The sequence below is a fragment of the Acaryochloris sp. 'Moss Beach' genome (assembly GCF_021497025.1).
GTDB lineage: Bacteria > Cyanobacteriota > Cyanobacteriia > Thermosynechococcales > Thermosynechococcaceae > Acaryochloris > Acaryochloris marina_A.
Genome location: NZ_CP071717.1, coordinates 790,202 through 802,125 on the forward strand (window position 1 = coordinate 790,202; position 11,924 = coordinate 802,125).

An 11,924-nucleotide genomic window follows, 5' to 3' on the forward strand; every position below is an offset into this window, starting at 1 on the left:
ATAGTTGGTTAGCATGTAACGATAATCTCATTAAATCAAGAGTGGACGCCCCAAGCTACCCCGAACATCATCAATGGATGGAAAAAGCGATTTCTTTAGCGTCTCAAGCAGGTGATGCCGGAGAAGTGCCAGTAGGAGCTGTTATTGTAGGCCCAAAAGGAGACTGCATTGCGGAAGGTGAAAATAGACGCGAACGCGATCACGACCCTACCGCTCATGCAGAAATCGTAGCTATCAGAGCTGCTAGCCAAGTCATGCAGTCCTGGCGACTACATGAGTGCAGCCTTTACGTCACTCTTGAACCCTGCCCAATGTGTGCAGGTGCCATTATCCAAGCTCGTATGGGCTTGTTGGTCTATGGAGCCCATGATCCGAAAACCGGAGCCGTTCGAACTGTTCTTAACCTACCGGATAGCCCTTGCTCCTTCCACAAACTTCCCGTCATTGCCGGAGTCCAAGAGCCAACCTGTCGCCAACAACTACAAGACTGGTTTGCCCAAAGACGACATCAACAAAAAGCGTAGCCCCCATCTCCTTGAAATCAAGACCAACTTTGAGCCGATCTTCTACAAACGCTCTTGAATCGTATTAATCAAGCGATTGACGTCTTTAATTTCGTTTAATTCAGGGGTATCTATGAAAATATCAATTTGGCCTTGGTCTTCCTTCAAAATAATAGGATAGGAATGCGTCTTTTTCGACTTGAGCGAATTTTGGTCATTGACCTTTTGCTCATATTCATCCTTATGCAGAAATTCCATGGGGACTGAATATGATTCTCTAAAGGCTTGCCAGGCTGACCGTTCTGTAAAGGTATCGTGGGTCAACATACATAAATTGCAGCTATAGGTATCCGGTGACAATACCTTGTGGGCAATGTCCAGCGCAACATTAACCAAACCGGCATCAGCATTGTAGATGAATATTAATTTAGCCATTCTTCGAGACAGTGGTACCGTCTAAAAACTGCTCTATTGCTTTATCCCGGAGATGGCAACAGTCAGTGGTTTCAGACTCATGGGTAGAACCACTAGGGGAAGATCGTCTTAACTGCTCCACTTCTTGTTCTAGACTTTCAAGCCGATCCACTAGATAGCGAATGGCCTGAGCTTCAGAATCTGGAAGGCGAGCATGATCCAATGGATCCACTTTTGCCCCTCCTCGGTAAACAATGCGCCCTGGAACACCAACAATCGTGCAGCCTGAGGGTACATCTCGTAATACAACGGACCCCGCTCCAACCCGCACATTACTGCCTAGGAGGATATTGCCCAGAACTTTGGCACCCGCACCAATCACAACATTTTCCCCCACGGTGGGATGCCGTTTCCCCGTTTCTTTTCCTGTTCCACCTAACGTCACCCCCTGATAAATCAGGCTAAAATCACCGACAATCGCCGTCTCTCCAATCACAATCCCCATACCATGATCAATAAACACGCCTTTCCCCAGGGTGGCACCGGGATGAATTTCGATTCCTGTGAGAAAGCGAGAGACATGTGAGATAAGCCGAGGAAAGAAGGGCAAGCCTAAGATAAATAGCCAATGGGCAAAGCGGTGTAACAGAATAGCTTGTAAGCCCGGATAGCAGACCAACACTTCCAACCAGTTGCGAGCTGCAGGGTCTCGGTCGAAAATGATCTGAAAATCAGTTTTAAGTGTCTTCAGCACAGGGTCAGCCTTTGAAGGTAAGACAGGACCTTTTTATCCTAGCGTCTTTGCGAAGGACAAAGATCGGCAATCCGAACATTGGCGGTAGAAGAATAACAGTAGCTGGTTAACATTCAATATTGCTGACTCCCCTAATCGTACTGCTAGGCTCATCGGCAACTATGAGAGACTTTTAATGATGTGCCCACGTCATACTAAGGGAAGAAAGCTTGGCTTTATGCCGATAGATCCTCAGTCTGCTCAAGGTTTTCGAGCATAAAATCAGTCCTTAAATTTCTGACTATCTCCCTGCAATGTCTTTGAATTTTCTCCATCAGCAAAGATGTCGTTCTGCCTTTGCGATTATCCTGTTCGTCTGCACTGGCATACCCTCTGGTTGCTCTCACAGTTATGCGAAGCCACATCTACCCATTAGCGTTGACTGGAACCGATCCACTGGCTCTGCGCGCAATATTTATAGCTTAAATCTTTGGTCTGCAACTGATTCAGCTATAGGATCGAATCTCAAATTTGGAGAACAATTGGGTAAAATCCGTCCCTCTATCTGTCGGCTTCACGCAGCTGAAATGCTCAAAGTGGGTCATAGGAAAGCATGGATTAATAAAAATGGAGAATGGGATATTGGCAAAATTGATGCCATTTTGCAGAATATTGCTCCTCACTGTGAGGATATTATGATCTCTATTCCCAGTTGGTCACCCACGCTATATCAGGGCTCTCAACTTCCATCCGAAAAACACAGAGCTTTTGCTCTATGGTGTGCCCAGCTTGTTCGCTCAGTCTCCGACAGGCACTCGGTTCGGTATTTTGAAATACTCAACGAAAAAGACCCTGAATACAACGGCAATTCCCAGGAACTTGCTGAGTTGGCGAAGCAAACTGCAGATGCAATGAAGAGAGCCAATCCAGCCATTCGTATTGTTGTTGGCGCTTGGACTCACCCCTATGACAAACGTGATATTCAAGCATTTTTAGAAGCTTCCAGAAATAGTGATATTCAGGCTTTTTCCTACCATCAATATGGTACACACCAACCTTCCACCGATCCCTTCAAGCTATACAAAACCGCCAAAGTCATTGGCCAACGTCCCAAAGCCATTCGTCAATGGATGAACCAAAAAGGATTACAGGATGCTGAGCTATTCCTCGGGGAGACCCATATGTTCACAACCTGGGATAGGGACAAACAAAGGTTGATGCGCACCCATCATGGAGCCGTATTTTTAGCCCTAGTCTTTCAGCAAGCCGCTCAGCACAACGATATTGATGGTATTTTCCCTTGGAACGATGCCGACCATACCTATGGTCTTTTTAATCACAAGGATGGAACTTATTCTTTGCGCCCAGCGGGATATGTGCTCAAACTGCTGAGACAATATTTTAGCCGTGGCCAGCGAATTCACGTCTCGGCCCCCAGAGGAATTGATGTCTTTGCTGTCAGAAGCCAAAACTCCCATAGCCTTATGATTATCAATAGTCACACCTATCCCAGCAAGAGCACTCGCCTAGACATGAAGGGTTGGCAGCCCACCCAGCAAACCTATCAAATTTACACGATTGACTCGGGTGGAATACGGATGAGCCAGCAGGTTTGGGACAAGCAGCAATTCCAGACCTTGCACTTACCCAATGACTCTGTCTCTTTCTTGGTTTTTCCTGGTGAAGATAGCCCAGATGTCGATGAGAGAGCGACATGATGACAGGCCACTTAATCCAACCACGAATCCCGCAAAGGAGGAAATTGTCCTCGGTGTTTACGGGCCAGCATGGCTTTTTCAAGGAGAACGAGCAACCCTGGCGCTTCTTGTTCAATTGTCAGTAGAAGACGCTCACCTAGAGCGACATCACCCGGATCTACCCCCGTTTCCATTACCTCTCGCAAACGGGGCATTGCCCAGCTATCTACCATTTCCACCAAACCACTAAAACAGCGATCAAACTGTCGCTCAGTCATGATGGCGTCTTCCAATGGAAATTCAATAATGGCCCGAATTTCACCATCAGACGCATCATATTCCCACTGCAACATCTTAGTCTCCCAAGAGATCACTAACATGGTTTGCAGAATAGCAGCCTTATGAGGGTGGTTTTGGACACCCGTGAGAACCTCAGGCACAAAAAGCTTAAAGAACTCTCCCTCTTCATCGAGCTGAATCACAATCAAAAAATCTTCAACATGTTCAGCTTCGACTTGAGTGATAATCCGTGCCTTATCGGACTGAATCTCGTAAATCAGCCCTTGTTTATCTAAGTACCCAGAAATTTGCTCTAACGTAGCGCCCATAAGGGCATCCTCTTCTTAAGTTATGGTGGGTGTCTGTCCCAAGTCTAGTGTGACAGGTTTCTTGAAATTGGCAAAACCTATTGATTTTGCGACTCAGGAAGTTGCTGGTGGGCTTGTGCCGTTTTTTGTCGATCCAGAGTAAAGACTAAAGTAGCCAAGGGTGGCAAACAGAGATCTAAAGAGTAAGGGCGGTTATGAAAAGCCCATTCATCTGTCCATTTCCCGCCTAGATTCCCCATATTACTCCCTCCGTACTGACGACCATCGCTATTAAATCGCTCGACATAATAGCCTGATTCCGGCACCCCAACTCGGTAATGACTATGGGGTTGAGGCGTCAAGTTACAGACCGTGAGTACAAACTCATCAGAATCCTTCGCACGACGAACAAAGGAGATGACACTATGGCGAGTGTCATTACAGTCGACCCACTCAAAACCGTCATAGCTGAAGTCGTTGGTGAATAAGGCAGGCAATTCTTTATAAAGATGGTTCAAGTCCGTCACAAATTTCTTGAGATTTTGATGGGAGTCATACTCCAAGAGCTGCCAGTCCAGATCACCCCAGACGTTCCACTCACTCCATTGGCCAAACTCCATGCTCATAAACAGAGTCTTTTTGCCAGGATGGGTAAACATAAAGGTGTATAGACATCGCAAGTTGGCGAACTTCTGCCATTCATCTCCTGGCATTTTGCCCAGCATGTTGCTTTTGCCATGAACAATTTCATCGTGAGACAGGGCCAACATAAAGTTCTCACTAAAGGCATACATGATACTGAATGTGACGTTGTTTTGATGAAATTGGCGGAACCAAGGATCCATGTTGAAATAATCCAACATGTCATGCATCCATCCCATATTCCATTTGAGGTTAAAGCCTAGACCACCGACATAGGTGGGCCAGGACACCATGGGCCAGGAGGTTGATTCCTCGGCAATTGAGAGAATACCAGGGTAGTAGCTGAAGAGTACGTCATTCAGGTGGCGGAGGAAATCAGCCGCTTCGATATTTTCGGCTCCCCCATATTCATTGGCCACCCACTCACCATCTTTGCGACAGTAATTGAGATAGAGCATCGAGGCGACGGCATCGACACGGATGCCGTCGATATGGTACTTGTCGAACCAAAAGAGGGCATTGGCAATGAGAAAATTCTTGACTTCCTTGCGGCTGTAATTGAAGACCAGCGTACCCCACTCTTTATGTTCTCCTCTACGGGGATCAGCATGCTCATATAAATGGGTGCCATCAAAAAAGGCTAAACCATGGCCGTCTTTGGGGAAATGCCCAGGAACCCAATCAACAATGACTCCAATGCCTTGTTGGTGGCATTGATCGACAAAATGCATAAAGTCTTCGGGTGTTCCATACCGTGAAGTACAAGCGTAGTAGCCCGTCACTTGATAGCCCCAAGAACCGTCAAAGGGATGCTCGGCAACAGGCAGTAGCTCTATATGGGTAAAGCCGAGGTCTTTAACATAGGGAATCAATCGATCTGCTAACTCCCGATAAGTTAGGAATCGAGCTCCAGGCTTAAGTTCAGAAACAATAACGGGAGGCAGTGGATGTCCTTCTTCCGATTGCGAAGGTTCGTCAGAAGAGGCATGCATCCAGGAGCCCAGATGAACTTCGTAAATTGAAATCGGTTGGGCTAAAGCGTCTGCATTGCGTCGCTGCTCCATCCAAGACCCATCGGACCAGCTGTAGGAGTTGAGATCTGTGACGATAGAAGCCGTTTTTGGCCGAACTTCTTGTTGAAAACCATAGGGATCAGATTTCTCGTAAATGTGGCCCTCATGATTTTTGACTTCGTATTTATAATGCTCACCAATGCTCAATTCTGGAATGAACAATTCCCAAATCCCCGATGGTCCCTTGCGCATCTGATGCTGTCGCCCATCCCATGCATTGAAGTCACCCAAGAGAGAAACATTGCGTGCACTGGGGGCCCAGAGGGCAAAATAAACACCTTCAACGTCGTCTACAGTGGTGAGATGCGCGCCTAGCTTTTCATAGATGCGGTGGTGATTTCCTTCAGCAAATAAATGCTGATCGTATTCTGTGACTCGGGGGGATTTGAAAGCATAGGGATCGTACAAGACTTGCTCATGGCTTCCCGTTTTAACCCGAAGTTGATAATTCAGTGCTCCAGGGATAGGAACTTCACACTCAAAGAAGTGAGGATCATGAACACTCTGCATGGGATATTCCTGTCTGTGTCCAGGACATACCACGGAAATTGCATCTGCTTTTGGCCAATATACCCGTACAACCCACCCTGATTTGCCGTCCTGACTAGGATGGGGACCGAGAATCTCGAAGGGATCGTGATGGTGATTCCAAACAATTCGATTGACTTGATCGGCAGTAAGAGGGGTGGACATGAAATTACCTAACTGGGGATAAGAGGGCTAAGAGTTATGGCATCGGGCAAGTGCCGATTTTACCTTTTTTGAAGCAGAATCCGATCAACGAATTTTAGAATGAGTCGATTTGACTCTGGCGTGGGGTGGAGGTTATTAAGGATGGCTTGTAAAGCTCCATCCGTCTCCAGATACCGATCTTGATAACGGGTAATGCGGGCAGCTAAATCATGGTGGTCCACCTCTGGATGAAACTGAAAGCCATAGAACGGTTTATCCATTACTTTAAAGGCATGGTAGGGACAACGCTCTGTAAATGCCAGTAATTGGGTGTGGGGCGGCAGTTTGAATGCCCGCTCTTTATGGCCAGAAACGACTAAAAATTGATCGGGAGTATCTGAGAACAACCGATCTTCGCTTGCAACTGACGTCAACTGCATTGGATAAATCCCCATTTCCATGTTTTTGGGATCATGGATGACTTTCCCGCCTAAGGCCTCAACCCCTAACTGGAAACCGAAGCAGGAGGCAAACACAGGAATAGCTTGATCGACACAACGCTTGAGTAATTGCTTGGCAGATTGCACGAATGGATACTGATCGGGCTTGAGGACTGAAGCGTCGCTTGATCCGCCGACGAAGACAGCATCATAAGTATCTGCATAGTCAGGGGCAAAATTGGGTTGATCAAACACGTTAAGGACGGCGAACTGTTTTTCATTTAGCTGACCATGACGTGCAAACTCCTGTAGCTCTTCCCTTCGTGTCACTTGATCGTCACGAATTTGCAGATAGAGGATATGGAGTTTTGCTCGATCTATAGTCATAAAAAGCCGTTATAGATAATTCTTAAGAAGAAAATACAGTGGCATCCGCCCAATTGATATGGCTAAAGTCACCACTAGCCTTTAGCAATCGTGAGCAAGACAGAGCTGTTGTAAGCACAACGCAGTCCTAAATTCCATTCATAACTTAATGCTCCTTCATAATCTCATTTGATGCTAAAGTATTTCTTAATAATTAGATAGAATTGGCGTTATGACCCTTTCTCAAACTGCGGTCTCGCGTCCCCAGATCTTTATCTGTACACTACTGAGTTCAGTATCTTTAGTTGACCTTTTGAGCCAGATTTTGGAGGGCGAACGTTATAGTTTGGTTCATGCTACCTATGACAATTTCTTAGAGATAGTTGAACAAGGCAAACATCGTATTGATTGTCTCATTGTCGAAGAGAATGCCGCACTCCCTAAAATTGTGAGTCATTTGCACCGTGAAGCGATTTTGTTGCCTGCTGTGCTGCTACAGGTTGAGGCATCGGTAGCCAATATTCCTCAATCAAATTCACTGGATAGTGCTCAGCAACAAGATAGTTGTTACCACATTGCTGAAGTGAGGGTGGAGTATGCCCCAGAGGATGTTGTGTCCAGTATCGATCGTGCGATCGCACAATTCCTACAGCTCTCTAAAGCATGTCGTTTACCCACTGCAGCGAAAAAACAACATGCAAGTGCAGTCATCCAGAACAGTCTAGCGACTCAGCAGCAACGCCTGTCCCAAAAGCTAAAAGAACGTCTGGGTTATATTGGCGTCTTCTACAAACGAAATCCTCAGCAGTTCTTCCACCAACTTACTGAAGAAGAGCAAGCGGACTACTTAGCGACGTTTAAGCGGGATTATCGAGATATTATTCTCAACTATTTTCGGCAGGATAGTAATGTCAACCAAGAAATTGATGACTTCGTGACTCAAATCTTCTTTGTTGATATCTCAATCTTAAAAATATTAGAAATTCATATGGAGTTAATGGATGCTTTTGCTAAAAAACTAAAGCTAGAAGGCCGCAATGAAGATATTCTGCTGGACTATCGCTTAACCTTAATTGATATCATGGCCCATTTATGTGAGATGTATCGTCGCTCCATCCCTAAAACCCGTTAGTTATTCAAGACAGATCAACCGTAATCCCCTGCCATGAGCCCTATCAGAAAGACCTATGTTCTTAAACTCTATGTTGCTGGCAATACACCCAACTCCGTCAGAGCTTTAAGAACACTAAATCATATTCTTGAAACTGAATTTCAAGGCGTTTATGCCTTGAAAGTAATTGACGTATTAAAAAACCCACAACTTGCCGAAGAAGATAAGATTTTAGCCACACCTACCTTAGCAAAAGTCTTGCCCCCTCCAGTTCGCAAAATTATCGGCGACCTCTCGGATCGTGAGCGAGTCTTGATTGGTTTAGACCTGCTCTATGAAGAACTTTCCGATGGCATTATGGAGTACTAATCCCACATAATACTGAAGTGACTTTGTATCATTCTGCTTTTATTCGACTTTTAAAATTTTTTATTTATTACGGTTTAAATGACCAATGAAAAAAAAGCAACTCATCCCAGCATAAAAATAATCATAAAAAGAAAGTCGAAGTAAAAAAGATCCTGACTCGTATCGAAGGCTTTGACGATATTAGTCATGGTGGCATACCGGTGGGGCGAACCACCTTGGTCAGTGGCACCTCTGGAACTGGGAAAACAATGTTCGCGATTCAGTTCCTCTATCACGGCATTGTTTACTTTGAGGATCCGGCTGTCTTTGTCACCTTTGAAGAATCTCCAAAAGACATTATTCAAAATGCATTAAGTTTTGGGTGGGATCTTCAACAATTAATGGATGATGGAAAATTATTCATTTTGGATGCTTCTCCTGATCCGGAAGGACAAGATATAGCGGGAGAATTTGACTTATCCGCATTGATTGAGCGCATTCAGTATGCGATTAGCAAGTATCAGGCCAAAAGAGTTGGTGTTGACTCCGTTACTGCTATTTTTCAGCAATATGATGCCGCGAACGTCGTGCGGCGAGAAATCTTTCGATTAACCGCTCGCCTCAAGCACATTGGGGTGACGACCGTCATGACCACGGAGCGCGTTGATGAATATGGTCCTGTGGCTCGGTACGGCGTTGAAGAATTTGTGTCTGACAATGTGGTCATTGTTCGCAATGTCTTAGAGGGAGAGCGCCGCCGACGCACCTTAGAAATTCTGAAATTACGAGGCACCAGCCATATGAAAGGAGAGTATCCTTTCACGATTACGGCTGATGGCATTAATATCTTCCCGCTAGGAGCAATGCGCCTTACTCAGCGATCGTCTAATACCCGCGTATCTTCTGGGGTAGAAACTTTGGATGAGATGTGTGGGGGTGGGTACTTTAGGGATTCGATTATTCTCGTAACGGGTGCAACGGGAACTGGAAAGACCCTACTCGTTAGTAAGTTTTTAGAAAACGCTTGTAAGAATGGTGATCGGGCCATCTTATTTGCCTATGAAGAATCCCGGGCTCAGCTCTCCCGAAACGCTTACTCCTGGGGAATTGACTTTGAAGAGATGGAACAGAAAGGGTTGCTAAAAATTCTTTGTGCTTACCCAGAATCAGCGGGATTAGAAGATCATCTGCAACAAATTAAGTCTGAAATTGCAGACTTTAAACCCTCACGTATTTCCATTGATTCCCTATCTGCTTTGGCACGGGGGGTGAGCAATAATGCTTTCCGTCAGTTTGTCATTGGAGTGACTGGGTTCGCTAAGCAAGAGGAAATTACAGGGTTCTTCACCAATACCACCGATCATTTTCTCGGATCAAATTCCATTACTGAATCTCATATCTCTACGATTACAGATACGATTCTGATGCTGCAGTATGTGGAGATACGGGGAGAAATGTCCCGTGCCATCAATGTCTTCAAGATGAGAGGATCTTGGCATGACAAAGGGATTCGCGAGTATTCAATTAGTCATCAGGGACCGGAAATTAAAAAAGCCTTCCACGATTTTGAAGGCATCATCAGTGGTACGCCTACCCGCGTTTCTTTAGATGAAACACGCAACTTATCTCGGATTATGCAAGATGTTAAAAGCTTAAGTGAAGATGATGTGCTATAGGCAGGGGTTAGCAGGAAAGTCTGGTAGTCCTAATTCGGCAACGCCCTGTTGTAGTTGTTCTGCAGCGATACTATTGTCGTGCTTTCGATGCAGAGCAATGGCTTGACTAAAGGCGTGTTGGCAGGCCTGAAGCTGTCCTTGCTTGAATAAGGCGACCCCTAGATTCTGGTAAGCCTCTGCATAGTCAGGCTGTGCTTGGATGGCTTGTTGGTAGGCTGCAATTGCCCCCGCCAAATCTCCCATCGCTCTTAGGGTTAACCCTAAGTTGTAATAGCCCACCGCCCATTCAGGCTGGAGAGTGATGACCTGTTGATATTGGTGGCTAGCCCGCTCATATTGGCCACAGGCTTGGAGCAAGTTTGCCCAATTATTGTAAGCCCCGAGCTTTAATAGCTCAGGTAAATTCTGCTGTACCGCCTGCTGATAGTGCTGAAGGGCCAGGGTGACCTGCCGGCATCGAGCGTAGGTGTGGCCCAGATGGTAATGCAGTTCATAGAGAATGGAGGGTTCAGGTGGATGTAGGTTCAGTCCTTTTTGCAGCAGCTCTATCCCCTGTTCAACTTGACCCATATCGACATACAAAGCCCCCAGTTTGCTGCATAGATAAGCATCTTTCGGATCTTGGGTGAGGGCGGCGGCCATGATTTGACAGGCGCGTTGATGTTTGTTACGAGTTGCGATCGCATCTGCCTGATAGCCAAAATGCTCAATGGCAACGTCTGGCAGATGGCCCACCTGCCAATGGGGTTCTTGTTCCTGCAGGGCCAGCACTCGATCATCAATCAGCTCATGATAGGGGCGCTGAAAACGGATTTGTGGATGATGACGAAATAGACGAGAAAGCAAGGAATAAGGGGACTGCTGAGCCCCCACTTCATGACGTATTAACGTCACCGCCAAGAGGTCTTTCTGCTTCAGGCTGGCCTGAAGTTGGAGAATAATATCCTCGACCAAAACTTCATCGGCATCTAGAACCAGGACCCAATCTGACTGCACATATTGCAACCCATAGTTGCGAGCAGCGGCAAAGTCATTCCCCCAGTCATAGTTGTAAACTTGGGCCCCAAAAGATTGGGCAATCGAGATAGTGTCATCGGTGGAGCCGGTATCCACGATGATCATCTCATCTACCCAACTCTCCACACTTTTAAGGCAGCGAGATAGGCTCGCTGCCTCATTTTTGACAATCATGCACAAACTCAGTGTCATGATTCAGCAGAATCAGTCATTAGAACAACTTGAAATTAGAAAATGCTGGTGATTTCCAATGCTTCTGATCCACCTTCTTCAATGGCTTTCATCACTTGAATCATTTGTGACCATAATAGAACCGCACTAAAGGTCACCACACAAAATGCTGTGGTGAAACCCTGAGCCCAGGACACTGCAAATATAGTTAAGGCAGACCCTAAAAAGACCCAACTACAGAGGCAAACACCCGCTGCTGGAATCAGCAATCGAAGTTCTGCAACATCGCTTAAAGGTTTGTTCGTTTTTCTTTTTACCCATTCTTCAGCTTTCTGCTTTAAGGACACTTCAAAGGCTTTTCCACAGGCTAGACCGAGTAGTGCCGCAATCAGGACGAGAAAGTAAGGGGGGGCAGGAATGTTATAAGTTGCGGGCAGGGTATACTCCATCAGTTCCTCAATATTTTGTAATCAA

General features: G+C 45.9%; 11 protein-coding genes and 1 pseudogene. 5 read left to right on the forward strand and 7 right to left on the reverse strand.

Going from position 1 to position 11,924, the window contains the following annotated elements; all coding sequences use genetic code 11:
• Positions 1–41: 41 nt before the first annotated feature.
• On the forward strand, positions 42–524 hold the full coding sequence (tadA, locus tag HRE53_RS03725; RefSeq protein WP_255801178.1) for a tRNA adenosine(34) deaminase TadA: 483 nt from the start codon (positions 42–44) through the stop codon (positions 522–524).
• Between the two features lie 42 nt (positions 525–566).
• Here the strand turns inward: tadA and HRE53_RS03730 are convergent, their stop codons facing one another.
• Positions 567–938, reverse strand: coding sequence for a GTPase (locus HRE53_RS03730; RefSeq protein WP_235109125.1), 372 nt, complete (start codon positions 936–938; stop codon positions 567–569).
• A complete protein-coding gene (gene cysE / locus HRE53_RS03735) occupies positions 931–1,671 on the reverse strand; it encodes a serine O-acetyltransferase (protein WP_212662275.1) in 741 nt (246 codons plus the stop codon). The genes HRE53_RS03730 and cysE overlap by 8 nt, the downstream gene beginning before the upstream one ends.
• A 521-nt stretch (positions 1,672–2,192) precedes the next feature.
• Between cysE and HRE53_RS03740 the strand changes: the two genes are divergently transcribed.
• Complete coding sequence (locus HRE53_RS03740; protein WP_235109126.1) at positions 2,193–3,368, forward strand: cellulase family glycosylhydrolase; 1,176 nt, start codon at positions 2,193–2,195, stop codon at positions 3,366–3,368.
• Between the two features lie 11 nt (positions 3,369–3,379).
• Here HRE53_RS03740 and HRE53_RS03745 read toward each other — a convergent pair whose 3' ends face one another.
• The 3 genes from HRE53_RS03745 to HRE53_RS03755 form a co-directional block, all read right to left on the reverse strand.
• Positions 3,380–3,955, reverse strand: coding sequence for a hypothetical protein (locus tag HRE53_RS03745; protein ID WP_212662277.1), 576 nt, complete (start codon positions 3,953–3,955; stop codon positions 3,380–3,382).
• A gap of 77 nt (positions 3,956–4,032) precedes the next feature.
• Entirely contained in the window at positions 4,033–6,342 is a 2,310-nt protein-coding gene (gene glgB, locus HRE53_RS03750; protein WP_235109127.1) for a 1,4-alpha-glucan branching enzyme, read from the reverse strand.
• Between the two features lie 59 nt (positions 6,343–6,401).
• Positions 6,402–7,148, reverse strand: coding sequence for a type 1 glutamine amidotransferase (locus tag HRE53_RS03755; protein WP_235109128.1), 747 nt, complete (start codon positions 7,146–7,148; stop codon positions 6,402–6,404).
• Between the two features lie 211 nt (positions 7,149–7,359).
• Here HRE53_RS03755 and HRE53_RS03760 point away from each other — a divergent pair, with 211 nt between their 5' ends.
• From HRE53_RS03760 to kaiC, 3 genes and pseudogenes are all read left to right on the forward strand, one after another.
• Positions 7,360–8,259, forward strand: coding sequence for a circadian clock protein KaiA (locus HRE53_RS03760; RefSeq protein WP_212662280.1), 900 nt, complete (start codon positions 7,360–7,362; stop codon positions 8,257–8,259).
• 33 nt (positions 8,260–8,292) lie between these two features.
• On the forward strand, positions 8,293–8,607 hold the full coding sequence (kaiB, locus tag HRE53_RS03765; RefSeq protein WP_212662281.1) for a circadian clock protein KaiB: 315 nt from the start codon (positions 8,293–8,295) through the stop codon (positions 8,605–8,607).
• 134 nt (positions 8,608–8,741) lie between these two features.
• Positions 8,742–10,262, forward strand: a pseudogene (gene kaiC / locus HRE53_RS03770) (circadian clock protein KaiC); the annotation flags it as partial.
• Here the strand turns inward: kaiC and HRE53_RS03775 are convergent.
• Both HRE53_RS03775 and HRE53_RS03780 read right to left on the reverse strand, forming a co-directional pair.
• Entirely contained in the window at positions 10,257–11,453 is a 1,197-nt protein-coding gene (locus HRE53_RS03775) for a tetratricopeptide repeat protein (RefSeq protein ID WP_235109129.1), read from the reverse strand. The pseudogene kaiC and the gene HRE53_RS03775 sit on opposite strands and share 6 nt — an antisense overlap.
• A gap of 53 nt (positions 11,454–11,506) precedes the next feature.
• On the reverse strand, positions 11,507–11,899 hold the full coding sequence (locus HRE53_RS03780; protein WP_212662284.1) for a hypothetical protein: 393 nt from the start codon (positions 11,897–11,899) through the stop codon (positions 11,507–11,509).
• Positions 11,900–11,924 lie beyond the last annotated feature (25 nt).